25 protein-coding genes are annotated in these 23,835 nt (G+C 73.1%); 20 read left to right on the forward strand and 5 right to left on the reverse strand.

The features are described from left to right. Nucleotides 1-4: 4 nt before the first annotated feature. From ACI79F_RS22365 to ACI79F_RS22455, 19 genes are all read left to right on the forward strand, one after another. On the forward strand, nucleotides 5-451 hold the full coding sequence (locus ACI79F_RS22365; protein ID WP_456547380.1) for a nuclear transport factor 2 family protein: 447 nt from the start codon (nucleotides 5-7) through the stop codon (nucleotides 449-451). Nucleotides 452-481: 30 nt separating this feature from the next. Further along, entirely contained in the window at nucleotides 482-1,948 is a 1,467-nt protein-coding gene (locus tag ACI79F_RS22370; protein ID WP_456547381.1) for an aldehyde dehydrogenase, read from the forward strand. A gap of 256 nt (nucleotides 1,949-2,204) precedes the next feature. Continuing rightward, nucleotides 2,205-3,416 (forward strand): ABC transporter substrate-binding protein, encoded by a 1,212-nt coding sequence (locus ACI79F_RS22375; RefSeq protein ID WP_456547382.1) that lies wholly within the window; start codon nucleotides 2,205-2,207, stop codon nucleotides 3,414-3,416. 67 nt (nucleotides 3,417-3,483) lie between these two features. Continuing rightward, nucleotides 3,484-4,374 (forward strand): branched-chain amino acid ABC transporter permease, encoded by an 891-nt coding sequence (locus ACI79F_RS22380; protein ID WP_456547383.1) that lies wholly within the window; start codon nucleotides 3,484-3,486, stop codon nucleotides 4,372-4,374. After that, the gene (locus tag ACI79F_RS22385) at nucleotides 4,371-5,327 is read left to right on the forward strand and encodes a branched-chain amino acid ABC transporter permease (RefSeq protein ID WP_456547384.1); all 957 of its coding nucleotides are present in this window, start codon (nucleotides 4,371-4,373) and stop codon (nucleotides 5,325-5,327) included. The genes ACI79F_RS22380 and ACI79F_RS22385 overlap by 4 nt, the downstream gene beginning before the upstream one ends. Continuing rightward, nucleotides 5,324-6,124, forward strand: a complete 801-nt coding sequence (locus ACI79F_RS22390; RefSeq protein ID WP_456547385.1) for an ABC transporter ATP-binding protein — start codon at nucleotides 5,324-5,326, stop codon at nucleotides 6,122-6,124. Before ACI79F_RS22385 ends, ACI79F_RS22390 begins: the two co-directional genes overlap by 4 nt. Next, complete coding sequence (locus ACI79F_RS22395) at nucleotides 6,108-6,824, forward strand: ABC transporter ATP-binding protein (RefSeq protein WP_456547386.1); 717 nt, start codon at nucleotides 6,108-6,110, stop codon at nucleotides 6,822-6,824. The genes ACI79F_RS22390 and ACI79F_RS22395 overlap by 17 nt, the downstream gene beginning before the upstream one ends. Before the next feature lie 113 nt (nucleotides 6,825-6,937). Continuing rightward, nucleotides 6,938-8,626, forward strand: coding sequence for an AMP-binding protein (locus ACI79F_RS22400; protein WP_456547387.1), 1,689 nt, complete (start codon nucleotides 6,938-6,940; stop codon nucleotides 8,624-8,626). Nucleotides 8,627-8,634: 8 nt separating this feature from the next. Beyond that, the gene (locus ACI79F_RS22405) at nucleotides 8,635-9,801 is read left to right on the forward strand and encodes an acyl-CoA dehydrogenase family protein (protein ID WP_456547388.1); all 1,167 of its coding nucleotides are present in this window, start codon (nucleotides 8,635-8,637) and stop codon (nucleotides 9,799-9,801) included. 16 nt (nucleotides 9,802-9,817) lie between these two features. Beyond that, nucleotides 9,818-10,753: an HpcH/HpaI aldolase/citrate lyase family protein gene (locus tag ACI79F_RS22410; protein ID WP_456547389.1), complete on the forward strand. Its 936-nt coding sequence runs from the start codon at nucleotides 9,818-9,820 to the stop codon at nucleotides 10,751-10,753. 2 nt (nucleotides 10,754-10,755) lie between these two features. After that, the gene (locus ACI79F_RS22415) at nucleotides 10,756-11,253 is read left to right on the forward strand and encodes a MaoC family dehydratase (RefSeq protein WP_456547390.1); all 498 of its coding nucleotides are present in this window, start codon (nucleotides 10,756-10,758) and stop codon (nucleotides 11,251-11,253) included. Beyond that, a complete protein-coding gene (locus tag ACI79F_RS22420; RefSeq protein ID WP_456547391.1) occupies nucleotides 11,250-12,713 on the forward strand; it encodes an aldehyde dehydrogenase family protein in 1,464 nt (487 codons plus the stop codon). The genes ACI79F_RS22415 and ACI79F_RS22420 overlap by 4 nt, the downstream gene beginning before the upstream one ends. A 44-nt stretch (nucleotides 12,714-12,757) precedes the next feature. Further along, complete coding sequence (locus tag ACI79F_RS22425; protein WP_456547392.1) at nucleotides 12,758-13,987, forward strand: CaiB/BaiF CoA transferase family protein; 1,230 nt, start codon at nucleotides 12,758-12,760, stop codon at nucleotides 13,985-13,987. Further along, nucleotides 13,984-14,781, forward strand: coding sequence for an SDR family NAD(P)-dependent oxidoreductase (locus ACI79F_RS22430; RefSeq protein WP_456547393.1), 798 nt, complete (start codon nucleotides 13,984-13,986; stop codon nucleotides 14,779-14,781). Before ACI79F_RS22425 ends, ACI79F_RS22430 begins: the two co-directional genes overlap by 4 nt. A 13-nt stretch (nucleotides 14,782-14,794) precedes the next feature. Continuing rightward, on the forward strand, nucleotides 14,795-15,622 hold the full coding sequence (locus ACI79F_RS22435) for an amidohydrolase family protein (RefSeq protein WP_456547394.1): 828 nt from the start codon (nucleotides 14,795-14,797) through the stop codon (nucleotides 15,620-15,622). Continuing rightward, the gene (locus tag ACI79F_RS22440; protein ID WP_456547395.1) at nucleotides 15,619-16,389 is read left to right on the forward strand and encodes an enoyl-CoA hydratase/isomerase family protein; all 771 of its coding nucleotides are present in this window, start codon (nucleotides 15,619-15,621) and stop codon (nucleotides 16,387-16,389) included. The genes ACI79F_RS22435 and ACI79F_RS22440 overlap by 4 nt, the downstream gene beginning before the upstream one ends. Then, nucleotides 16,389-17,147: an enoyl-CoA hydratase/isomerase family protein gene (locus tag ACI79F_RS22445; protein WP_456547396.1), complete on the forward strand. Its 759-nt coding sequence runs from the start codon at nucleotides 16,389-16,391 to the stop codon at nucleotides 17,145-17,147. The genes ACI79F_RS22440 and ACI79F_RS22445 overlap by 1 nt, the downstream gene beginning before the upstream one ends. Then, nucleotides 17,144-18,001 (forward strand): mycofactocin-coupled SDR family oxidoreductase, encoded by an 858-nt coding sequence (locus tag ACI79F_RS22450; protein WP_456547397.1) that lies wholly within the window; start codon nucleotides 17,144-17,146, stop codon nucleotides 17,999-18,001. Before ACI79F_RS22445 ends, ACI79F_RS22450 begins: the two co-directional genes overlap by 4 nt. 138 nt (nucleotides 18,002-18,139) lie before the next feature. Further along, nucleotides 18,140-18,742: a DapH/DapD/GlmU-related protein gene (locus ACI79F_RS22455; protein ID WP_456547398.1), complete on the forward strand. Its 603-nt coding sequence runs from the start codon at nucleotides 18,140-18,142 to the stop codon at nucleotides 18,740-18,742. On the opposite strand, the gene ACI79F_RS22460 is transcribed toward ACI79F_RS22455, so the two are convergent. The 5 genes from ACI79F_RS22460 to ACI79F_RS22480 are packed head-to-tail and all read right to left on the reverse strand — an operon-like array spanning nucleotide 18,730 to nucleotide 22,185. After that, nucleotides 18,730-19,326, reverse strand: a complete 597-nt coding sequence (locus tag ACI79F_RS22460) for a nuclear transport factor 2 family protein (protein ID WP_456547399.1) — start codon at nucleotides 19,324-19,326, stop codon at nucleotides 18,730-18,732. The genes ACI79F_RS22455 and ACI79F_RS22460 overlap by 13 nt on opposite strands. Then, the gene (locus tag ACI79F_RS22465) at nucleotides 19,323-19,745 is read right to left on the reverse strand and encodes an acyl-CoA thioesterase (RefSeq protein ID WP_456547400.1); all 423 of its coding nucleotides are present in this window, start codon (nucleotides 19,743-19,745) and stop codon (nucleotides 19,323-19,325) included. The genes ACI79F_RS22460 and ACI79F_RS22465 overlap by 4 nt, the downstream gene beginning before the upstream one ends. Continuing rightward, entirely contained in the window at nucleotides 19,742-20,173 is a 432-nt protein-coding gene (locus ACI79F_RS22470; RefSeq protein ID WP_456547401.1) for a MaoC family dehydratase, read from the reverse strand. The genes ACI79F_RS22465 and ACI79F_RS22470 overlap by 4 nt, the downstream gene beginning before the upstream one ends. Then, nucleotides 20,170-20,631: a hypothetical protein gene (locus ACI79F_RS22475; RefSeq protein ID WP_456547402.1), complete on the reverse strand. Its 462-nt coding sequence runs from the start codon at nucleotides 20,629-20,631 to the stop codon at nucleotides 20,170-20,172. The genes ACI79F_RS22470 and ACI79F_RS22475 overlap by 4 nt, the downstream gene beginning before the upstream one ends. After that, nucleotides 20,632-22,185, reverse strand: a complete 1,554-nt coding sequence (locus ACI79F_RS22480) for an AMP-binding protein (protein ID WP_456547403.1) — start codon at nucleotides 22,183-22,185, stop codon at nucleotides 20,632-20,634. A 321-nt stretch (nucleotides 22,186-22,506) separates the two neighbouring features. On the opposite strand from ACI79F_RS22480, the gene ACI79F_RS22485 reads away from it, so the two are divergent. Continuing rightward, complete coding sequence (locus tag ACI79F_RS22485; protein WP_456547404.1) at nucleotides 22,507-23,697, forward strand: sugar ABC transporter substrate-binding protein; 1,191 nt, start codon at nucleotides 22,507-22,509, stop codon at nucleotides 23,695-23,697. The last annotated feature ends 138 nt before the right edge of the window (nucleotides 23,698-23,835 follow it).

Genomic DNA, 23,835 nt, shown 5'->3' on the forward strand with positions numbered 1-23,835 from the left:
CGCGATGACCTCGACGCAGAGCGACACCCGCACCGCCGACCTGCTCGACATCCAGCGCGCCACCCAGGTCTACGCCCGCGGGCTCGACCGGTTCGACCCGCAGGAGGCGCTGTCGGCCTTCACCGACGACGCCGTCTGGGACGCCTCCCCGGTCGGCCTCGAGCGTCTGGAGGGGCGGGCGGCGATCCTCGGCTTCTTCGAGCGCGACGCCGCGGCGATCGCCGACCAGTTCCACGTCATCACCAACCACGTCATCGACCTCGACGACGACGGCGTCACCGCCCGCGGCACCAACTACGTGTTCTCCGAGGGGCACACGAACAGCGGTGCGGCGTTCAGGGCGATCGCCCTCAACGAGGACGTCTACCGGCGGACCGACGACGGGTGGCGGATCGCCTCCCGCCGCATCTCCGCCCTCACCCCACCGCAGATGGAGGGCTTCGATGCCTGAGCCCGCCGCGACCGTCCTGGGAGGACACCCGTGACCGCAGTGCAGGAGCGCGCCGGCAGCGGCGTGCGCTCGTTCGACCGGCTCTTCATCGGCGGGCAGTGGGTCCGGCCGGCCACCGACGAGCGCATCGAGGTGGTCTCCCCGATCACCGAGGAGGTCGTCGCCACCGTCCCGGCGGCGAGCCCCGCCGACATGGACGCCGCCGTGGCCGCCGCCCGGAAGGCGTTCGACGAGGGCCCGTGGCCGCGCATGACCCCCGCCGAGCGGGCCGAGGCGCTGCGCCGCGTCGGCGAGGAGGTGGGCCGGCGGATCGCGGAGATGGAGGCCTCCTTCACCGCCGAGATCGGCGCGCCCGCCGTCATCAGCACGGCGTTCCACGCCAACGCCACGGCGATCTGGGACGACGCCGCCACGCTCGCCGGCACCATCGCGCTGGAGGAGCAGCGGTCGCTGCCCGGCGGCGGCACGGCGACGCTCGTGCGGGAGCCGGTCGGGGTCGCCGCCGTGATCATCCCCTGGAACGGGCCGGTCGCCACGGCGTCGCTGAAGATCGCCCCGGCGCTCGCGGCCGGCTGCACCGTCGTCCTCAAGCCGGCGCCCGAGGGGCCGGTGTCGGTGATGGTGCTCGCCGAGGCGCTGGAGGCCGCCGGCCTCCCCGAGGGTGTCGTCAGCGTCCTGCCCGGCGGGCGGGAGGCTGGCGAGCACCTGGTCCGCCACCCCAACGTCGACAAGGTGTCGTTCACCGGGTCGACCGCCGCCGGCCGGCGCGTCATGCAGCTGTGCGGCGAGCGCATCGCCCGCGTGACCCTGGAGCTCGGCGGCAAGTCGGCGGCGATCGTGCTGCCCGACGCCGACGTCGCGTCCGTGGCTCAGACGGTGACCTTCGCCGGCATCGGCAACTCCGGGCAGGTCTGCGCCGCCCTCACCCGGCTGGTCGTGCCGCGCGACCGCCAGGAGGAGGTCGTCGAGGCGGTGAAGGGCGTCATGGAGGCGATCCCGGTCGGCGATCCGCGCGAGGAGGGCGTGATGATCGGCCCGCTGGCCGCCGAACGGCAGCGCGAGCGGGTCGAGGGCTACATCCGCACGGGCGTCGAGGAGGGAGCGCGGCTGGTCACCGGCGGCGGACGGCCCGAGGGGCTCGACCGCGGCTGGTACGTGCAGCCCACGCTCTTCGCCGACGTCGACAACTCCATGCGGATCGCCCAGGAGGAGATCTTCGGGCCGGTGCTCGTCGTGATCCCCTACGACACGGTCGAGGACGCCGTCCGGATCGCCAACGACAGCCAGTACGGGCTGTCGGGTGCGGTGTTCACCGCCGACCCGGCGGTGGGGGAGTCGGTGGCCCGCCGGATCCGCACCGGGCAGATCTACGTCAACGACTGGGGCATGTGCGTCACCCAGCCCTTCGGCGGCTTCAAGCAGTCCGGGCTCGGGCGCGAGGGCGGCCCCGAGGGCATCGGCGCCTTCCTGGAGACCAAGCTGATCCAAGGCATCTGAGCCCCCGGCCGACGGCCCCGGCCCGCCTCCCCGGCAGGCCGGGGCCGTCGAGCGCCCGCAGCGTCCGGGAACCGCCCGCACCGTGGCGGCCGGTCCCGTCTCGGCGCGGGGCCAGTCACCTCCCGGAGGCCGGGGCCGTCGCGCCGGTGACCGGCCGGTGCCCGGACACGATCAGGACACGGGCCTTGTCCGAATCTGTGAGCACAGTTACAGTCGCTCAACCCTGCACATGATTACCACCCATTCAGGAGCGTCCATGAACAGCGGTTCCCGGTTCGGCCGGCGCAAGGCCCTCAGCGGCGCCGGCGCCCTGGTGCTGGCCGTCGGCCTCGCCGCATGCAGCTCACCCGGTGACTCGTCCTCCGGCGGGGGCGGCGGCGGAGGCGGCGGTGGCGGCGGGGAGGGGCTCCCCGACACCGTCAAGCTGATGTCGGTGACCGGCCTGACCGGCCCCGTGGCCTTCGCCGGGACCAACGCCCAGAAGGGCTACGACCTCGCGATCGAGATGATCGAGGAGGACGGGCTCCTCGGGGACACCACCATCGAGATCGACTACCGCGACTCGGCCGCCAGCCCGCAGGAGGCGGCCAGCTTCGCCAGCCAGGCGATCGCCGACCAGTCCTACACCGCCATCCTCGGCCCGGCGGCCAGCGCGCAGTCCACCGCCGTCTCGCCGATCGTCGAGCAGGCCGGGATCCCCACGGTCTACGTCCAGTCCGGCAGCGAGGGCGTCGTCATCGGCGACTACACCTTCCGGCTGACCCCGCCCGCCGCCTCGTACTTCGACATCGCCGGCGACTACGTCGAGGAGCAGGGCGTCACCACCGCCTCGGTGCTGTTCAACAGCGGCAACCCGACCCTGGTCCAGCTCGGCGAGGACGAGATCCCGGCGATGGCCGGCGACCACGGCTTCGAGGTCGTCAGCACCGGCGGTGTCGAGGCCACCCAGCAGGACTTCACGACGCCCGCCTCGCAGATCGCCGGCGAGAACCCGGACGCGGCCTTCCTCATGGTCCAGGGCCCGCAGTACCCGGTCGCCATCACCCAGCTGCGGCAGGCCGGCTACGAGGGCCTGCTGCTCGGCATGAGCGCCGCCGGCGCCGGCAACCTCGCCTCGGCCGGCCAGGAGGCGGCGGGCTTCATCTGGCCGACCAACTTCAGCGTCGACCAGGACGTGGAGAGCTCGCAGGCGTTCGTCGAGGCCTACAAGGCCAAGTACGACGGCGAGGAGCCGAACAACTACGCCGCCGAGGCCTACGACGCGCTGTGGTTCATCGCCCGCGGCCTGGCCGAGGCCGACAGCGCCGACCGTGCCGCCCTGCAGGAGGGCCTGGCCGCCGTCGCCGCCGAGGGCTTCTCCGGCGCCCAGGGCGACATCACCTTCGAGGGCAACGACGCCCGCGTCCCCGGCGTGCTCGTCCAGTGGGACGGCAGCCGCGAGGTCCCGCTCAGCCAGGACGGCGCCTGACCGACGCCGGAGGAGCCGGTGCCGGCGGGGCGACCCGCCGGCACCGGCGCCCGCGAAAGGACCTGACATGGCACAGGACGTGCTCAACGCGCTGACCCTCGGCGCGCTCTACCTGCTCTTCGCGCTCGGGATGAGCCTGGCGTGGGGGACCATCGGGATCCTCAACTTCGCCCACGGCTCGATCTTCATGTTCGCCGCGTTCTCGGCCCACCTGATCGTCCGCGAGGTGTCGCTGCCGATGCCGGCGATGCTGCTCATCGGCATCGCGATCGGCGCCGTCCTCTCGCTGCTGGTGCAGCTGCTGGTCTTCGAGCCGATCCAGCGCCGCGCCAAGGACCACCGGCAGGCCGAGCTGCAGATCCTCGTCGGGGGGATCGGGATCGCGATCGTCCCGCTCGCGATCGCCCAGCACATCACCGGCAGCGTCCCGTTCGGCTACTCGAACGGGACCTTCCGCACCGACACCTACGACCTCGGCTTCGTGCGGATCAGCAACATCCAGATCGTGACGCTGGTGGCCGCCTTCGGGCTCGCCCTGCTGATCGGCTGGTGGCTCAAGGCCGCCCGGCCGGGGCTGGCGCTGCGCGGCATCGGCGTGGACGCCGAGGTCGCCTCGCTCATGGGCGTGGACCGCCGGCGCCTGGCGCTGCTCACCATGTCCGTCGCCGGCGGCCTCGCGGGCCTGGCCGGCGTCCTGCTCACCTACTACCTGGGCTCCATCGCCCCGGAGACCGGTGACGCCTTCCTGCTCAAGGCCTTCGCCGCGATCATCCTCGGCGGCGTCGGCAGCATCGCCGGCGTCGTGCTCGGCGCGGTCGTCCTCGCCGGGATCGAGACGCTGGTCCTGGTGACCACCTCGGGCACGTGGACGCCCGCCATCGCCTTCGGGGTGATCTTCCTGATGCTCCTCGTCCGGCCCAACGGCCTGCTCGGCCGCCAGGAGGTCCGCCGCACATGAACCAGTGGTTCCTGTCCCACGAGATCCTCATCCAGGGGACGTTCATCAGCCTGCTGCTGGCGCTGTCCATCCAGGTGCCGCTGCGGGCGGGGGTCTTCTCCTTCGCCGGCGTGGGCAGCTACGCGATCGGCGCGTACACCGCGGCGATCCTCACCATCCGCGCCCAGGTGGCCCCGATCATCGCGATCGGCGCGGGCGTGCTGCTCGCCGCCGCCGTCGGCTACCTGCTGGCGCTGCTGGTCGCCCGCCTGTCCGGCCTGTACCTCGGCATGGCGACCATCTCCTTCGCCCTCTTCCTCGGGGTGCTGGCCACCAACGGCGGTGACCTCACCGGTGGCGCGACCGGCCTGTTCGGCGCCCTGAGCACGCTGACCACCACGCACGTCATCGTCATCACGCTGCTGGTCGTGGTGGCGCTCGCGGCCACCGAGCGGGGCTCGTTCGGCCGGCGGGTGGACGCCGTCCGGGAGGACCCGCAGCTGGCGGTCTCCCTCGGCGTCAACGTCATCGGCGTGCGGCGCCGCGTCTTCGTCATCAGCGGGGCGCTCGGCGCGACCGCCGGCGGGATGAACACGCTGCTGCGCACCACCGTCTCGCCGGAGACCGTCGGCTTCCACCTCGTGGTGACGGCGCTGACGATGATCATCGTCGGCGGCGCGCTGTCCTGGGCGGGCGCCGCGATCGGCGCGGTCATCTTCACCTGGCTGCCGACCGTCCTGCAGTCCCTGGGCGAGTGGCAGCTGCTCGTCTACGGCGTCATCGTCACGATCGCCGCCGTCTACGTACCCAACGGGCTGCTCGGCCTGCTGCAGGAGGGCTGGCGCCGGCTGCGCCGCCGCGGCCGCCGCATCCCCGCCGAGGGCGCGGTCGCCTCGACCGACGTCGTGGTGCAGGCCGACCCCGAGGAGCAGCTCGCCGCCCTGGGCGGCCCGACCGCGGAGGCACGGCAGTGACGACCACGCAGGACGTGGCCCCGGTGCCGGCCACCGGCACCACGGTGCTGGAGACCATCGACGTCGCGGTCCACTACGGCGGCATCAAGGCCGTCGACGGCATCGACCTGACGCTGGAGAGCGGCCGGATCCTCGGGATCCTCGGGCCCAACGGGTCGGGCAAGAGCACGCTGCTCGGCGCGGTCACCCGGCTGGTGCCGCTCACCCGCGGGCGGGTGCTGCTCGACGGCGCCGACTACGGGCGCACGCCGGCGGCCCGGCTGGCGCACCGCGGCATCGCCCGCACGTTCCAGACGGTGCGGCTGCTGCCCGACCTCACCGTGCTGGAGAACATCCAGCTCGGCTCGGACCTGCGGCTGCCGCGGGCGGCCCGCTGGCGGGAGCTGCTGCGCCGCAGCGTGCCCGAGCCGGTCACCGAGGCGATCGAGCGGACGGGCGTGGGCGACGTGCTCGACCTGCGGCCCGGCGAGCTCTCCTACGGCACCGCGCGCCGGGTGGAGATCGCCCGCGCGCTGGCGACCCGGCCGCGGGTGCTGATGCTCGACGAGCCGACCGCCGGGATGAACCAGCCCGAGCGGGTCGAGGTGGCCGGCCTGTTGCGCCGGCTGCGGGACGAGGGGCTCACCCAGCTGCTCGTCGAGCACGACGTCCAGATGATGGTCGACACCTGCGACCGGCTGCTGGCGATGAACCAGGGGCGGCACGTCGCCGAGGGCGCGCCGGGCGACGTGGTGCGCGACCCCACCGTGCAGGAGGCCTACCTGGGGAAGAGGTGGAACCGTGCTGGAGATCGCTGACCTGCACGTCCGGTACGCGACCGCGGAGGCCGTCCGGGGGGTGTCGGTCTCGGCCAGCCCGGGCCGGATCACCCTGGTGCTGGGCGCCAACGGTGCCGGCAAGTCGAGCACGCTGCGCGCGGCGGCGGGGCTGGTCAAGCCGCACGCCGGCCGGGTGACCCTCGACGGCCGCGACGTCACCGGCATGGCCCCGCACAAGATCGTCCGGAACGGCATGGTGCTCGTCCCCGAGGGCCGGCGGGTGTTCGCGCCGCTGACCGTGGAGGAGAACCTGGTCCTGGGCGGCTACACGGCGTCCCGGGAGAAGGCGGGGGAGGTGCTCGCCCAGGTGTACGAGATGTTCCCGATCCTGGGCCAGCGCTGCGCCGGCGCCGCGGGGCTGCTGTCGGGCGGCGAGCAGCAGATGCTGGCCTTCGGCCGCGCGCTGATGTCCTCGCCCCGGGTGATCATGCTCGACGAGCCGTCGATGGGCCTGGCGCCCACGATGGTGGAGTCGGTCCTGGGGGCGGTGCGCCGCATGGCCGACTCGGGGATCGCCGTCCTGCTCGTCGAGCAGAACGCCGACATGGGGCTGGAGATCGCCGACGACGTCGTCGCGATGGCCCGCGGCGAGGTCGTGTTCAGCGGGCCGGCCGAGCAGGCCCGGTCCAACGCCTCGGTGCTGCGCGCCTTCCTCGGCGAGGCCGCGCTCGTCGACTGACCGCGCCCGCGAGCGGGGCGGTCGGCCGGTCCGGCCGGCCGCCCCGCGCGCGTTCCGCCCCTCCGGAGGGTGGCCGGGGGTACTGGCGGGTGAACCCTAATCATGATTAGCTATTGACCATCACGGACGACGACGTCGGCAGGGGAGTCATGCGGACCTACACGGACCTGGTGCCGGCCTTCGCGGACCAGGGTGACTGGACGCTCGCGACGGTGCTGCGCCACCACGCGGACCGGCGCCCGGACGCGGTGTTCCTCGACCTGCCGGAGGAGGGCCTCACCTTCACCTACGCGCAGGCGCTCGAGCAGGCCGAGTCGATCGCCGACCGGCTGGCCGAGGCCGGCGCAGCCCCCGGCGACCGGGTGCTGGTGATGGCGGCGAACTCCTCGCAGTTCCTCCGCACCTGGCTGGGCACCGGGGTCGGCGGCACGATCGAGGTGCCGATCAACACCGCCTACGAGGGCGTCTTCCTCGAGCACCAGGCCACCGTCGCCGCCCCGCGGTGGGCGGTCATCGACGACGTGCACGCCGCCAAGTTCCTCGCCGTCGCGGACGCGGCGAAGGTCATCGAGAAGTTCTGGGTGATCGACTCCGGCAGCCGGGAGCAGGCCCTCGAGACGCTCCGCGACGCCGGCTGGGCCGCCGCGCCCTGGGAGGAGCTGGCGCAGGGCGCCCGCCCCGGCGCGGAGTTCGGCACCCCGCCGCCGCACGCGCAGGCGTCGATCTTCTTCACCTCCGGCACGACCGGCCCCTCCAAGGGCGTGGCGATGCCGCACGCGCAGATGTACTTCTTCGGCCAGGAGGTGGTCAGCCTGCAGCGGCTGACCGCGGACGACGTCTACTTCACCTGCACGCCGCTGTTCCACGGCAACGCGCAGTTCATGGCGGCCTACCCGGCGCTGATCGCCGGCGCCCGGCTGGTCTGCCGGCCGAAGTTCAGCGCCAGCCGCTGGGTGGAGCACCTGCGGGTCTCCGGCGTCACCGCCACCAACCTCATCGGCGTGATGATGGACTTCATCTGGAAGCAGCCGGCGAAGGCCGACGACGCCGACAACGTGCTGCGCACCGTCTTCGCCGCGCCGACGGCCAGCTCCATCGTCGAGGGCTTCAAGGAGCGGTTCGGCATCGAGGCCTTCACCGAGGTCTTCGGGCTGACCGAGACCAGCGCCCCGATCCTGTCGCCCTACGGCGAGGACCGCCCCGCCGGCGCCGCCGGCCTGCAGGCCGCCGACTGGTTCGACGTCCGGCTGGTCGACCCCGAGACCGACCGCGAGGTGCCGGTCGGCGAGGTCGGCGAGCTCGTCGTCCGCCCGAGGCACCCGTGGACCTGCTCGATGGGCTACTTCGGCATGCCGGAGAAGACCGCCGAGGCGTGGCGCAACCTGTGGTTCCACACCGGCGACGCGCTGCGCAAGGACGCCGACGGCTGGTTCTACTTCGTCGACCGGTACAAGGACGCGCTGCGCCGCCGCGGGGAGAACATCAGCTCCTACGAGGTGGAGCAGGGGCTGCTGTCGCACCCCGCCGTCCTCGAGGTCGCCGTCATCGCCGTCCCGGCCGAGTCGGAGGCCGGGGAGGACGAGGTGATGGCCTACGTCGTCGCCAACGCCCCGGTCGAGGCCGCCGAGCTGTGGCAGTGGTGCGAGGGGCGGATCCCCGCCTTCGCCACCCCCCGGTTCATCCGCCTGGTCGACGCGCTGCCCAAGACCCCCTCGGAGAAGGTGCAGAAGGCGCAGCTGCGCGAGCTCGGCATCACCCCGGACACCGCCGACCGGCTGGCGACCGTCGCCGCGGCCCGCTGAGGAGCGTCATGGACTACACCGAGGACCCGGTCCACCGGGACATCCGGGAGGCCGTCCGGGCCATGTGCAAGGACTTCCCGGACGAGTACTGGATGGAGCACGACCGCACCCACGAGTTCCCGTGGGAGTTCTACTCCGCGGTGCAGAAGGCCGGCTGGCTGGGCCTCACCATCCCCGAGGAGTACGGCGGCGGCGGTCTCGGCGTCACCGAGGCCGCGATCGTCGAGCGCGAAATCGCCGCCTCCGGCGCCGGCATGAACGGCTGCAGCGCCGTCCACATCGGCATCTTCGGCTTCCACCCGATCATCGAGCACGGCTCGGAGGACCTGAAGCGGCGCTTCCTGCCGCAGGCCGCCAGCGGCGACCTGCACGTCTCCTTCGCCGTCACCGAGCCCGACGCCGGCACCGACACCACGAACATCTCCACCTTCGCCAGGAAGGTGGACGGCGGGTACCTGGTCACCGGCAAGAAGGTGTGGATCACCAAGGCGCAGGAGGCGCAGCGGATGCTCCTGCTGTGCCGCACCAGCCCGCGCGAGCCCGGGGCCAGGCGGACCGACGGGATGACCCTGATGTTCGCCCCGATCGACCGCGACAAGGTGCAGGTCCGGCCGATCCCCAAGATGGGCCGCAACGCCGTCGACACCAACGAGCTGTTCATCGACGAGCTGTTCGTCGCCGACGAGGACGTCGTCGGCGAGGTCGGCAAGGGCTTCCGCACCATCCTCGGCGGGCTCAACGCCGAGCGGGTGATCAGCGCCAACGCGGCGCTGGGCATCGGGACGGCGGCGCTGCGGCGGGGCACCGAGTACGCCAAGCAGCGCGAGGTGTTCGGCCGGCCGATCGGGCAGAACCAGGGCATCGCCTTCCAGCTGGCCGAGGCGCAGATCCGGCTGGACGCGGCCGAGCAGGTCGTGCAGAAGGCCGCCTGGATGGTCGACCGCGGGCTGCCCTGCGGCCGCGAGGCCAACGCCGCCAAGTTCCTCTGCGCCGAGGCCGGCTTCTACGCCGCGGACGTCGCGCTGCAGGTGCACGGCGGGTTCGGCTACGGCAAGGAGTTCCACGTCGAGCGGTACTTCCGCGAGGCCCGGCTCATGCGGATCGCGCCGATCAGCCAGGAGATGGTCCTCAACTACACCGCCGAGCACGTGCTCGGCCTGCCGCGCAGCTACTGACGCCGGGAGAGCGCTGATGGTCCCGTACCGCTCCATCCTCTTCGTCCCCGGGCACAAGCCCGCGTGGATCGACAAGGCGCTGGCCGCCGGCGCCGACTGCATCGTGCTCGACCTCGAGGACTCGGTGCCCGCCGAGCTGAAGCTCGGGGCCCGGCAGACGGTCGCCGAGTCGATCGCCGCCGTCCGCGCGAGGGACCGCCGGGTCGGGCTGTTCGTCCGGGTCAACCCGCTGGACACCCGGCTGGCCGGCGGCGACCTGGAGGCCGTCGTCGTGCCCGGGCTGACGGGGGTCTTCGCCCCGAAGATCAGCCAGGCGACCGACGTGCTGCGCTACGACGCGCTGCTGGACCACTTCGAGGCGCGCAACGGCGTCTCCGGCCTGGAGTACATCGTCCCGGTCGAGATGATCGGCGCGATCCAGAACGCCCGGGAGATCGCCCTGGCCTCGCCGCGGGTGGGCGCCATGATCGGCCCGACCGCCGAGCACGCCGACATCGCCCGCGCCGTCGGCTACCGCTGGACGCCGGAGGGCGAGGAGACGCTCTACCTGCGCAGCCGGATCCTGCTGGCCTGCCGGGAGGCGGGCATCCACCCGCTCACCGGCCTGTGGGAGCGGCTGGACGACCTGGCCGGCCTCAAGGCCTTCGCCGAGAAGGGCCGCCAGCTCGGCTTCCGCGGCATGATCGCGATCCACCCCTCGCACGTCGCCACGGTCAACGAGGCGTTCTCGCCGACCGCCGAGGAGATCGAGTTCCACGAGGGTCTGGTCCGCGCCTACCGCGAGGCCGCCGCCGCCGGGCACGGCGCCGTCCGCTACCGCGGCGTGCACATCGACAAGGCGCACGCCGACACCGCCCGCGAGTGGCTGGACCACGCGCGGGCCACCCCGGGCGTCGGCGGGCCCGCGCCGGCCGACGCGCTGGGCATCGACGCACCGGAAGGGGGCCGCTGAGCATGCGGGGCCTGTACTTCGAGGAGTTCGAGGTCGGGCGGGTCTACCGGCACCCGTTCACCCGGACCGTCACCGAGTCCGACAACGTGCTCTTCACGTCGCTGACGATGAACACCCAGCCGCTGCACCTGGACCACGAGTTCGCCAAGGGCACGATCCACGGGCGGCCGCTGTTCAACAGCCTGTTCACCCTGGCCCTGGTCGGCGGCTTCCACGTGCTGGAGCTGACGTTCGGCACCACACTGGGCAACCTGGGCTACGACTCGGTGAAGTTCCCCCACCCGGTCTTCCACGGGGACACGCTCCGTGGGGAGACGACGATCCTCGACAAGCGGGAGAGCAAGAGCCGCACCGACAGCGGGATCGTCTGGTTCGAGCACCGCGGCTACAACCAGCACGACCAGCTGGTCATGGTCTGCACCCGCGTGGGCCTGATGGCCAAGTCGCCCGAGCACGGCGGCAGCAATCCCCTGATCACCGGCGAGGAGGCACGAGCATGAACGACGACCTGCGGCACTGGGTCCCCACCACCCGTGAGCTGCTCATCGACGGCCGGCTGGTGCCCGGCGAGGGCCCGGTCATCGAGGGGCTCAACCCGGCCACCGAGCAGGTGCACGCCACCGTCGCCACGGCGAGCATCGAGCAGGTCGACCAGGCCGTCGCCGCCGCCCGGCGGGCCTTCCCGGCCTGGGCCGCCGCCTCCCCGCAGGAGCGCAGCGCCGCCATCCACCGGCTGGCCGACACCTTCGAGAAGCACACCGAGCGGCTGACCGCCGCGATCGTCAACGAGGTCGGCACGCCCGCCGCCTTCGCCGAGGTCATGCAGGTCAAGCTCGGCATCACCCACCTGCGCTGGCAGGCCGAGGCGGCGCTGGTCGACCGCACCGTGCAGCTGGGGGAGTGGCACGACCCGGTGCTCAGCTACTCCGAGGTCGCCTACCGGCCGGCCGGGGTGGTGGCCTGCATCACCGGCTACAACTACCCGATCAACCTCGCCGTCTTCAAGTTCGGCGCCGCGCTCGCCGCCGGCTGCACGACGGTGCTGCTGCCCTCGCCGCGCACCCCGCTGACCACGCTGTGGATGGGCGAGCTGTTCGAGGAGGCCGGCATCCCCGCCGGCGTCATCAACGTCGTCATCGGCGACGGGCCCTCGGTCGGCCAGCACCTCACCACCCACCCGTGGGTGGACCGGGTGTCGTTCACCGGCTCCGACGCCGTCGGCGCGGCGATCATGGAGCAGGCCGCCCGCGGGCTGAAGGGCGTCACCCTGGAGCTCGGCGGCAAGTCGCCCAACATCCTGCTGCCGGGCATCGACGCCGCCGGGCTGGCCAAGGACATCCACCTGCGGTGGGCGCGCAACGGCGGGCAGGGCTGCGCGGCGCTGGCCCGCATGCTCGTGCACGAGAGCCTGGTCGACGAGTTCCTCGGCGCCTCCAAGGAGGCGTTCACCGCGCTGAAGGTCGGCGACCCGTGGGACCGCAGCGTCAACATCGGGCCGATGATCCGCGAGGACCACCGGCAGCGGGTGCAGACCTTCATCGACAACGGCCTGGCCGACGGCGGGCACATCGCCCTGTCGCTGGACACCCCGGTGCCCGACCGCGGCTACTTCATCAACCCGGTCGTCTTCACCGGCCTGTCGCACGACAACCGGCTGGTGCAGAACGAGGTGTTCGGCCCGGTCGGCGTCGTCGTCCCCTTCTCCACCGAGGAGGAGGCGATCCGGCTGGCCAACGACACCGCCTACGGGTTGGCCGCGAACATCTACACGCCGGACATCGAGCACGGCCGCGCGCTGGCCGCGCAGCTGCGCTCGGGCACCGTCTGGGTCAACGGCGGCGGCAACATGCGGCCCGACGCCCCCTTCGGCGGCTTCGGCCTCTCCGGGGTCGGCCGCGAGATCGGCGAGTGGGGCATCCGCGAGTACCTCGAGCCCCAGCACGTGCAGTGGCGGCCATGACGAGGCCGGGCACGACGAACGACCAGAGCACCCGAGGGGGAGCCATGACCGGCAGCACACAGGGGGTCCCGCCGCTGGCGGGGGTCACGGTCCTGGAGCTGGGCACCATGTACGCCGCGCCGACCGCGGGGCGCATGCTGCGCGACTTCGGCGCCCGCGTCGTCAAGGTGGAGGACCCGCGGTCGGGCGACTTCGCCCGCCAGTGGACGCCGCAGTTCGAGGGCATGTCCATCGGCTTCGCGCGGCTCAACTCGGGCAAGGAGTCCATCGGCATCGACCTGCGCCGGCCCGAGGGCCGCGACCTGGTCCGCCGGCTGGCCGCCCGCGTCGACGTGGTCGTCGAGTCCTTCCGCCCCGGCCGGCTCGAGGACTGGGGCCTGGGCTACGACGTCCTCTCCGCCGAGAACCCCGGCCTGGTGCTCACCCGGGTCTCCGGCTTCGGGCAGACCGGGCCCTACCGGGAGCGGCCGGGCTTCGGCACGGTGGCCGAGACCGCCAGCGGCTACGCGTTCGTCAACGGCTGGCCCGACTCGCCGCCGACCTCGCCGCCGTTCGGCTTCGCCGACTCCATCGCCGGCCTGTCGGCGGCCTTCGGGACGACGACGGCGCTGTTCAATCGCACCCGCACCGGCCGCGGCGACGTCGTGGACGTGGCGCTGTACGAGCCGCTGATGTTCATCCTCGGCGACCTGGTGCTGAACTACACGGCGTCGGGCTTCATCCAGCAGCGGGTCGGCAACGGCTCGGGCTCGGCGTCCCCGCGCGGCATCTACCAGGCCGGCGACGGCCAGTGGCTGTCGATCGCGGCGTCCAACCAGACGATCGCGATGCGGCTGTTCGACGCGATGGGGCGCCCGGACCTCAAGACCGACGAGCGGTACGCCACGAACGTCGCGCGGATGGCCAACAACGACGAGCTGCAGGAGATCGTCAAGGCCTGGGTCGCCGAGCGCCCCCGCGACGTGGTGCTCGCCGACCTCGACGCGCACGAGGTCGTGGCCGCCCCGGTCAACGACGCCAAGGACATCACCGAGGACCCGCACTTCCTCGAGCGCACCCTCGTGCCGCTGGCCAACACCGTGCTGGGCAAGGCGCTCGTGCCCGGCCCGGTGCTGCACATGGGCAGCTACGACGGCCCGGTGTACGACGGGGTGCCCACCATCGGCGAGCACACCGAGGCGGGTCTGACCGGCCTGCTCGGGATGAGCCGCGAGGAGCTCGACGCGCTCGGCGCCGCCGACGTGGTGGGCCCGACGCCGGTCCGGGCGGCGTGAGCGCGCCGGCGTCCCGGCCGGGTCCGGCTCCCGCACCGCGGCCGGGTCCTGCCGTCGACCTGACCGGCAAGGTCGCCCTCGTCACCGGCGGCAGCCGCGGACTGGGCCGGGAGATGGTGCTCGGCCTGGCCGCGGCCGGCGCCGACGTCGTCATCGCCAGCCGCGACCTGGCCAGCTGCGAGAAGGCCGCGGCCGAGGTCCGCGAGCAGACCGGCCGCCGCGCGCTGCCGGTGGCCGCCCACGTGGGCCGCTGGGACGCGCTCGACGACCTGGTCGAGGCCGCCTACGGCGAGTTCGGGCGGGTCGACGTCCTGGTGAACAACGCCGGGATGTCGCCGGTCTACGACACCGTCGCCGACGTCAGCGAGACGCTGTTCGACAAGGTGCTCGGCGTCAACCTCAAGGGCCCGTTCCGGCTGGCGGCGCTGATCGGCACCCGGATGGCGGCCGGCGACGGCGGCTCGATCATCAACATCAGCAGCACCGGCGCGGTGCGGCCGCGGGCCGACATCGTTCCCTACGCCGCGGCCAAGGCCGGGCTGAACGCGGTGACCGTCGGGCTGGCGCACGCCTTCGGGCCGGCCGTGCGGGTGAACGCGATCATGTGCGGCACCTTCTTCACCGACGTCAGCGCCGCCTGGGACATGGAGGCGTTCGCGAAGCGGTCGGCCACCTTCGCGATGAAGCGCGGCGGCGAGCCGCAGGAGGTCGTCGGCGCCGCCCTGTACCTGGCCGGCGACTGGTCGTCGTTCACCACCGGGACGGTGCTCACCGTCGACGGTGGCCAGCCCTGAACGGAGGAGACCCGTGATCATCGACGTGCACTGCCACGCCTGGCCCGACGCGATCGCCGAGCGGGCGCTGGGCCCCCGCGTCCCGCAGCTCCCGCGGGTGGGCGACGGCAAGATCTCGAACCTGCCCGGCGTCCTCGCCGCCTCGGGCGTCGACCGCGGCGTGCTGCTGGGCATCGCCGACACCGCCAAGTACGTCGACGGGACCAACCGGTTCGTGGGCCGCAGCCGCGGCGGGTCGCTGTACGGCTTCGGCACCATCCACCCCGACCTGCCGGTCGACGAGAACCTGGCCAGCCTGCGCCGCAACGACATCCGCGGCGTGAAGCTGCACTCGCTGTTCCAGGGCTTCGCCTACGACGACCGGCGGGTGTGGGACGTCCTCGAGGCCCTGGCCGCCGACGGGATCGCCGTCATCGCCCACGTCGGTGCCGGCGGCGACCGGGAGAGCAACGAGCGGGCCACCCCGGGGATGATCCGCGACATCGTCCGGCAGTTCCCCGACCTGAAGATGGTCGCCTGCCACTTCGGCGGCTACCACAAGCTCGAGGAGGCCGAGGCCGACCTGCTCGGCGAGAACGTCTACCTCGAGACGTCGTGGCCGCCCTCGCTGGCCACCCTCGCGCCGGAGAAGGTGCGCGAGATCGTCTCGAAGCACGGCGGCGACCGGATCGTGTTCGGCTCCGACTGGCCGATGGCCGACCCGGCGAAGGAGATCGCCGCGATCAAGGGCCTCGGGCTGTCGGACGAGGTGACCGAGGGGATCCTCGGCGGCAACTTCGCCCGGTTGATGGGCATCGACCCCGCGGCGCCCGCGCCCGGCCCGGTGGAGGCCACCGCGTGAGCGACGACGTCCTGGTCGACCAGCGCGGCGACGCCACCTGGATCACCCTCAACCGGCCCGACCGGCGCAACGCCTACGACCCGGAGATGGCCGCGGCGGTCGTCGAGGCGCTGGAGGCCAGCACGAGCAGCCGCGCCGTCGTCATCACCGGCGTGCCCGGCAGCTTCTGCGCCGGCGGCGCGCTGACCAACCTGTCCGAGCCGGACGTGACGAGCATGCGCGGGCTCTACCGCGGCTCGCTGCGGCTGTTCGACGCCATCCGCAACCACCCCCGCCCGGTCATCGCGGCGGTCAACGGCCCGGCGGCCGGCGGCGGCAACGAGCTGGTCATCGCCTGCGACCTGGCGATCGCCGCCGAGTCGGCCACCTTCGGGCAGACCGGCCCGCGGGTGGGCAGCGCCCCGGTCACCGGCGCCACCAACGTGCTCGGCGTGCAGATCGGGGAGAAGCGGGCCAAGGAGATGGCGTTCCTGTGCCGCCGCTACAGCGCGGCGCAGGCGCTCGAGCTCGGCCTGGTCAACAGCGTCGTCCCCGACGACGAGCTGGTCGCCGCCGTCGACGCGATGGTCGAGGAGATCGCGAAGCTGTCGCCGCGGTACCTGGAGATCGCCAAGGTCAGCTCCAACGTGTGGTGGAACGCCGCGCGCGACTCCTTCACCACCGGCCTCGGCATGCTCGTGCAGGCCATCGGCAGCCCGGACATGGTCGAGGGGGCGCGGGCCTTCCTGGAGAAGCGCCGCCCGGAGTTCCCCGCCCCCGACGCCTGATGGCCCGGCTGCGCCGCAGCGAGCCCGCCCCCGGCGTGGCCCTGCTGACGATCGCCCGGCCGGAGAAGCTCAACGCGATGGACGAGGAGTTCTTCGCCGAGCTCACCGCGACCATGCGGTCGCTCGGCCGGGACGACGGCGTCCGTGCCGCGGTGCTGACGGGGGAGGGGCGCGCCTTCTCCGCCGGCGGGGACGTGGCCACCTTCCTGGAGCTGGACGGCGACGTCGCCCGGGTGCGCCCGCACCTGCAGCGCGTGCTCGACGCGTTCACCTCGGTCGAGCGCTGCGCCGTCCCGGTCGTCGCCGCGGTCAACGGGATCGCCTTCGGCGGCGGCACCGAGCTGGCGCTGGCCTGCGACGTCGTGCTGGCCGCCGAGTCGGCCCGGTTCGCGTTCAAGGAGCCGACGATGGGGCTGATGCCCACCTTCGGCATCGTCCGCGGACCGGACGTGATGGGCCGGCCCTGGACCCGCTACCTGGCCCTGACCGGCCGGGAGATCGGCGCCGCGCAGGCCGAGCGCGCCGGGCTGGTCCAGGAGGTGCACCCCGACGCCGCGCTGCTCGACGCCGCCGTGGGTCTGGCCGCGGAGATGGCCGCCCGCCCGGCGCTGGCCGTCCAGGTGGCCAAGGCGTTCGTCAACCGCGACGCCGCCGGCGGGTTCGCCGAGTCGGCCGAGGCCACCGCACTGCTGTTCACGACGCCCGAGCACCGGGCCGCCGCCCGGGCGTTCGGCGCAGGGAGAGGAGCCCCGGCATGACGCGGCTGCAGGGGAGGGTCGTGCTGGTCACCGGCGCGGCCCGCGGGCAGGGCCGGGCGCACGCGGTCGCGTTCGCCCGGGAGGGGGCCGACGTGGTCGCCGTCGACCTCGACGGGGACGTCGACACCGTCCCGTACGCGACCGCCCGCGCCGCCGACCTCGCCGAGACCGCCGCGCAGGTGGAGGCCCTGGACCGGCGGGTCGTGACCCGCACCGCCGACGTCCGGGACGGCGCCGCGCTGGCCGCCGCCGTCGAGGAGGGCCTGGAGGCGTTCGGCCGGATCGACGTCCTGGTCGCCAACGCCGGGGTGTTCTCCCAGGCGCCGTTCTGGGAGCTGACCGAGCAGCAGTTCCGCGAGGTGCTCGACGTCAACCTGCTCGGCGTCTGGCGGTCCATGTCGGCGGTCGCGCCGCACATGATCGAGCGGGGGAGCGGGTCGATGGTGCTCGTCTCCTCGGTCAACGGGCTGCGTGGCAACCCGGGTGCCGCGCACTACGCGGCCAGCAAGCACGGGGTGCTCGGCCTGATGAGGAGCGCCGCGCTGGAGCTCGGCCCGCACGGGGTCCGGGTCAACGCGCTGTGCCCGGGGCTGGTGGACACGCCGATGACCAACTGGCCCGGCCTCTACGACAAGATGGCCGGCCGCCCGGGCGGCACCCGCGCGGACTTCGAGTCCTCCGCGCTGCACTACGGGGTCCTCGGCGGCCAGGGCGCGCTCGGCCCGGAGGCGATCGCCGACGCCGCGGTGTGGCTGGCCGCCGACGGCGCCTACGGCGTCACCGGCCAGGCGTTCCCGATCGACGCCGGCCACCTGGCGATGCCCGGCTACAACCCGGCCCCGGTCCGCCCCTGACGTCGCGCCGTCCCGTCGGCCGGCCCGCGCACCGCCGCCGCGCGGTGCCGGGTGCCGCGCCGCAGCGCGGCACCGGGGGCCGCACCGCGGCACTGCCGGCGCGCGGGTCCGTCGGCGCCGCGTGCGAGCATCGCGGCCGTGCTGGAGGAGCGGCGGATCGGGGTCCGCACCGCGGAGTGGCGCCGCCTGGCCGAGCGCATCCCGGTCGCGATGGAGCTCACCTCCCGGCTGAACGCGCTGCCGTTCGGCGACGAGGAGGGACGGCGGGCCCTGCTGGCCGAGCTGTTCGGCCGGCCGCCCGGCACGGCGATCGTGCACCCGCCGTTCCTCTGCACGTACGGCCTCGGCACCGAGCTGGGCGACCGCGCCTCCGTGGGGCAGGGGTGCTCGTTCCTCGACCTCGGCGGCATCACCGTCGGTGACCGGGTGATGATCTCGCCGCGGGTCACCCTGGTCACCGAGGGGCACCCGGTGGAGCCGGCCGAGCGCCACGACGCCATCACGCTGGCGCCGATCGTCATCGGGGCGCGGGCCTGGATCGGCGCGGCGGCCACCGTCCTGCCCGGGGTGACGATCGGCCACGACGCGGTGGTCGGGGCCGGCGCCGTCGTCGCCCGGGACGTCCCGCCGCTGACCGTCGTCACCGGCCCGGGCCAGGTCGAGCGCCGCACCCTGACGCCCTCCCGGACTGACCCGGGCGGGGCGGGCCGGCACCGGACGGCAGCGGGTCAGCCGCGGTAGGTGTCCCAGGTCGGCGCGGTCTCGGGGTAGTCGGCCGCCTCGGGCTCGGTCCGCGGCCAGCGCATCCGCAGCTCGTCGCGGAAGCTGCCGGCCATCTGGTCGGCGGGGACGGCGTACATGAAGGTGATCGACCGGCGGGAGAACAGCCAGCGCCCGTCGACCCGGCGGAACTCGTCCTCGTAGCGGTAGGAGGCGAGCACCAGCGTGCTCCTGGTGGCCAGCTCCGCGTGGCCGTGCGACCAGCCCGACGCCGTCCCGTCGCCGTGCAGCCGCACCACGCCGGGGTGGGGGGTGTGCAGCATGGTCCGGTAGGTGTCGAAGCTGGCCACGTACGCGGCGCGGATGGCGGCGGAGCCGTGCGCGGGGACGCCGCGGCGCTCGAAGACGCCGTCGTCGGTGTACATCGCCACCAGCGCGTCGATCGCGTGGTCGTCGACGGCGCGGGCGTAGAGCACCTGCAGGTCGGCGATCGCCTGCCGGTCGGCCAGGTCGGCCACCGCCCGCGCCAGCGCCGTCCCGTCGGCCTCGGGCAGCGCCGGCACGGTGGTGAGCGCCGCGGTGACCGCCGGCAGGTCGAGGGTCACGCGCCCGCGCCCTCCGCCGCCGGCAGGGTGCGCAGCACGTCCATCAGGACGCCGGGGATCGGCGACTTCCCGCCCTCCAGCGTCCGGCAGACGAAGGTCATCGTGCCGTGGGTGACCACCTCGTCGCCGCGGAGGAAGTCGAACCCGACGGTGTAGGACGACGACCCGACCCGGTCCAGCACCAGCCGCACGGCGAGCTCGTCGAACACCCGCACCATCGCCCGGTACGTGCACTCGGAGTGCACGCCCACGGTCATGAACCCGTGCTGCTCGGCGAGCTCGCCGCTGCGCAGGCCGTGGGCGTACAGCCAGGTGCTGTAGGCCCGCTCCATCCACGGGTAGTAGACGGCGAAGTAGGCGATGCCGACGGTGTCGCAGTCGCCGTAGCTCAGCTGGAAGCTGAGTTGCGAGTCGCTCACGACAGCACCACCGTCGCCGTCCCGGAGACCACGGCCTCCCCGCCCGCCCCGCCGTCCACGACCTCGAGCACCACGTCGCAGTCGGCCAGCCGGGCGCCGTCCTCCTCGCGCAGCGCGGTCACCGTGGCGCGCACCCGCAGGTGGTGGCCGGCCAGCACGTTGCCCAGGAAGCGCACCCGCAGCCGGCGCAGCCGGTCGGGGCCGCCGGCCCAGGCGGTGACGGCGTTCATCACGTAGCCCATGTTGAGCGGGCCCTGGTTGACCGGCCGGTCGCCCATGCCGAGCGCCTGCAGCGTCTCGACGTCCCAGTGGATCGCGGTCGGGTCCGACAGCAGCGCCGCCATCGTCTTCATCTTCTCGGCGCTGACCGACGCCACCTCGTACGACGGCAGTTCGGTGCCGACCTCCACGGCCGGGGTGGCGGTCATGCGTCCCTCCGCGGGAAGACGATCGAGTTCCAGCAGGTCGCCACGTGCACGTCGTCGTCGGTGTCGTGCAGGTCCATCGAGTAGCCCACGACGTCGAAGACCCCGGTGCGCCGGCCGACCTTGCGCTCCGCCGAGACGATGCCGCCGCTCACCCGGTAGGTGGCGCCCACCCGCAGCGGCCGGTGCAGCGTCGTCTCGTGCTCGCCGAACACCGGCCCGTCGGCGGCGGCGGCGCCGAACCAGGCGAACAGCTCGTCCCAGGTGATGCCCATGGCCCCGGTGGCCGCCATCCAGGCGAACAGCGGGTGGGCCACCTGCTCCCCGCCGGCCCGCAGCGACGGCGGCTCGGCGAGCACGGTGTCGGCCAGGAGCCAGGCCCGCCACGGGTGCACGGTGTACTCACCGCCCGGGAAGGCCCGGCCCACCTGACCGTCGAGGTCGGACTCCGCGAACGCCACTCAGACGCCCCGGTCCCGCTCGGCCCAGTACGGGTCGCGCAGGTTGCGCTTGAGGATCTTGCCGGTGGGCGCCTTGGGCAGCTCGCCGACGAAGTCCACCGACCGCGGCTTCTGGTAGCTGGCCAGGTGCTTCTTCGCCTCGTCGATGATCTCCTGCTCGGTGGCCGTCTTCCCGGGCTTGAGGACGACGACGGCCTTGACGCTCTCGCCCCACTCCTCGTCCGGGACGCCGAAGACCGCGCACTCGAGCACCGCCGGGTGCTGGTTGATGGCCTCCTCGACCTGCACCGAGTAGATGTTCTCGCCGCCGGAGATGATCATGTCCTTGGCCCGGTCGACGATGAAGACGTACCGGTCCTCGTCCCAGGTGGCCATGTCGCCGGTCCACATCCAGCCGTCGCGGATCGTCTGCGCGGTCAGCTCGGGCTGGTTGAGGTAGCCGATCATGTTCTGCTCGCCGCGCACGATGATCTGCCCGGCGGTCCGCCCGTCGCGCGGGACGTCGTTGCCGTACTCGTCGACGACCCGGATCTGCGCGGTGAAGCCCTCGCGGCCGCAGGAGCGCAGCCGCTCCGGGTGGATCCCCTTCACGGCGTTGACGTGGTCCTCCTGGGACAGGAACGTCATGCCGGCGCCCTCGGTCTGCCCGTAGCCCTGGATCATCGTGCACGGGAAGTTGTCCATCGCGGCGCGGACGACCGACGACGGCATCGGGCCGCCGCCGTACTGGAAGTTGCGCAGGCTGGACAGGTCGTAGCTGGCGAAGTCCTCGACCGCCATCATCCAGTTGATCATCGTGGTGATGCCGAGGAAGGCCGAGACCTTCTCCTCCTGGATGATCTCCAGGGCCTGCTTGGCCTCGAAGTTGACCAGCACGTTCGGGCAGCCGTGGCGGGTGTAGTTCATCGCCAGCACCACGGGGATGTGGTACATCTGCCCGGTCAGCATGTAGACGTCGCTGGGCACGATCCGCTCGGCCACCGTCTGCGCCAGCATCATCGCCCCCGCGCTGCGGTGGGTGTGCATGGCGCCCTTGCTCTTCCCGGTGGTGCCGCCGGTGTAGAGGATGAAGAACGGGTCGTCGTCCCCGATGGAGGGCGTCCAGATCGGCTCCTCGTCGCTGGCGGACTCGACGAACCGGGTGAAGCTGCCGTCGCTCTTCTCGCCGAACTGCAGCCAGTTCGGCACGTCGACGTCGCGCTGCAACTGCTCGATGGCGTCGGCGAACTCGTCCTGGCTGATGATCGCCTTCGGTGCGGCGTCGCGGACGATGGTGGCCAGCTCCGCGCCGGCCAGCCGCCAGTTGAGCGGCTGGAGCACCAGGCCGGCGCGGCCTGCGGCGAAGTAGAGCGCCAGGAACTCGGCGCAGTTGCGGGACAGGACGCCGAACCGGTCGCCCTTCTCCAGGCCGAGCCCGCGCAGCCCGTTGGCGAGCCGGCGGACGAGGCCGTCGAACTCCGCGTACGTGAGGCGCCGGTTGTTCGGCACGTCGATGACCGCTTCGCTGCGCGGCGTCAGCGCGGCCCACTTCGCGGGGATGAGTCCCTGGTTCATCTGGCCTTCCTCGTCTCGGGAGTTGTGACCGGCCCCACAGGGCGCAAGTGACTGGGCGAACCATATGCATATTTGCTGCGCGACGCCAGCCCCAGCCGGCCCTCGTCCGTGAGAGAGGTTCCGGACGAGCCCGGCCCGGATCACGAGTGCGTCTCGGGGTCTCCCGACTCTTGACGCTCAGCTCAAACCATGACATCAATGCGCATCGTTATCCGCGTCACACCCTGACGCCGGCCCGCGTCCGCACGCCGACCCCGGCCGGCGTGGCTCCACCGCTCCACGACTGCACCGCTGCACTCGTCCGAATCGGAGACCACGCACATGAGACCTCGTTCCCTGGCCGCCTGCGCGGCCGCAGCGGCCCTGCTGCTGACCGCCGCCTGCTCCGACTCCGACGACGGCGGATCGTCCGGCGGAGGCGGAGGTGGCGGCGGCGGCGGCAACGCCTCCGGCGACCGGGTGGGTGACCTACCCCTGCCCGAGCTCACCTCGGAGATCGAGGACGCCGCCACGGCCGCGGCGGAGGCGGCGGGCGAGCCGATCGAGCTGCCCGCCCAGACGATCGGCTACATCTCCTACGGCGAGGCGATCCCGATCTCCGCCCGGCTGACCCAGGGCATGCAGAACGCCGCGGCCGCGCTCGGCTGGGAGCTCGAGGTCTGCGACGGCCAGTCCACGCCGCAGGGCCAGCTCACCTGCGCCACGAACTTCGTCAACACCGGCGTCGACGCGATCCTGACCAACGGCATGCCGCAGTCCTCCATCGCGCCCGCCCTCACCCAGGCCGAGGCGGCCGGCATCCCGGTCATCAACGTCGGCGGCTACATCGGCCAGGAGGACCTGTACGACGGGTCGATCTACCCCGACGAGGCCGGGTTCGGCGAGGAGCTGGGCGACTGGCTGGTCGAGGCACTGCCCGACGGCGGGGAGATCGCCACGCAGACCTTCCAGGCCGACTTCGTCATCCAGCGGCTGCAGGGGCTGGACACGGCGCTCGAGGGCTCCGACGTGACGATCGGGGACACCTTCGACGCCGACGCCGCCAACCTGATCCCCGGCGCGCAGCAGGCGGTCTCGTCGTCCTACAACGGCAACCCCGACATCCAGGCCTACTACCTGACCTTCTCCGGCTCCGAGATCGGGGCCGCGCAGGCCATGCAGGTGCTGCGGCCGGGCGCCCAGTTCCCGGAGCGGCCGATGATCCTGACCTTCTACGCCAACCTGCCGACCATCGACCTCATCCGGGCCGGGCAGGTCGACGCCGCGGCGGAGAACTCCCACGAGTGGATCGCGTGGGTGGCGATGGACCAGCTGGCCGAGTTCTTCGCCCGGACCACGCCGATCTCGACCGAGCCGCGGCCGGACTACGGCGAGGGCCTCGACTTCTGGCGGTACTTCGTCGTCGACGCCGAGAACCTGCCGGAGGAGGGCGAGCTCGCCACGCCGCCGGTCGACTTCGAGGGCTTCTTCACCACGAAGTGGTCCACCGAGTTCACCAACCTCTCGCAGTAGCAGCCCCACCCCCGGGGGGGGGGGGGGGGGGGGGGGGGGGGGGGGGGGGGGGGGGGGGGGGGGGGGGGGGGGGGGGGGGGGGGGGGGGGGGGGCCCGCGCCGGGGGGGGGGGGGGCGCGGGGGGGGGCGGGGGGGGCG

The sequence above is a fragment of the Blastococcus sp. SYSU D00868 genome (genome assembly GCF_054050575.1).

Bases quoted from the DNA above. Each gene is read 5' to 3' on its own strand.
- ACI79F_RS22415 (WP_456547390.1), top strand. From the start codon at position 10,756: ATGCGGGGCCTGTACTTCGAGGAGTTCGAGGTCGGGCGGGTCTACCGG.
- ACI79F_RS22405 (WP_456547388.1), top strand. From the start codon at position 8,635: ATGGACTACACCGAGGACCCGGTCCACCGGGACATCCGGGAGGCCGTC.
- ACI79F_RS22385 (WP_456547384.1), top strand. From the start codon at position 4,371: ATGAACCAGTGGTTCCTGTCCCACGAGATCCTCATCCAGGGGACGTTC.
- ACI79F_RS22375 (WP_456547382.1), top strand. From the start codon at position 2,205: ATGAACAGCGGTTCCCGGTTCGGCCGGCGCAAGGCCCTCAGCGGCGCC.
- ACI79F_RS22365 (WP_456547380.1), top strand. From the start codon at position 5: ATGACCTCGACGCAGAGCGACACCCGCACCGCCGACCTGCTCGACATC.
- ACI79F_RS22410 (WP_456547389.1), top strand. From the start codon at position 9,818: ATGGTCCCGTACCGCTCCATCCTCTTCGTCCCCGGGCACAAGCCCGCG.
- ACI79F_RS22420 (WP_456547391.1), top strand. From the start codon at position 11,250: ATGAACGACGACCTGCGGCACTGGGTCCCCACCACCCGTGAGCTGCTC.
- ACI79F_RS22480 (WP_456547403.1), bottom strand. From the start codon at position 22,185: ATGAACCAGGGACTCATCCCCGCGAAGTGGGCCGCGCTGACGCCGCGC.
- ACI79F_RS22485 (WP_456547404.1), top strand. From the start codon at position 22,507: ATGAGACCTCGTTCCCTGGCCGCCTGCGCGGCCGCAGCGGCCCTGCTG.
- ACI79F_RS22425 (WP_456547392.1), top strand. From the start codon at position 12,758: ATGACCGGCAGCACACAGGGGGTCCCGCCGCTGGCGGGGGTCACGGTC.
- ACI79F_RS22445 (WP_456547396.1), top strand. From the start codon at position 16,389: ATGGCCCGGCTGCGCCGCAGCGAGCCCGCCCCCGGCGTGGCCCTGCTG.
- ACI79F_RS22470 (WP_456547401.1), bottom strand. From the start codon at position 20,173: ATGACCGCCACCCCGGCCGTGGAGGTCGGCACCGAACTGCCGTCGTAC.
- ACI79F_RS22380 (WP_456547383.1), top strand. From the start codon at position 3,484: ATGGCACAGGACGTGCTCAACGCGCTGACCCTCGGCGCGCTCTACCTG.
- ACI79F_RS22450 (WP_456547397.1), top strand. From the start codon at position 17,144: ATGACGCGGCTGCAGGGGAGGGTCGTGCTGGTCACCGGCGCGGCCCGC.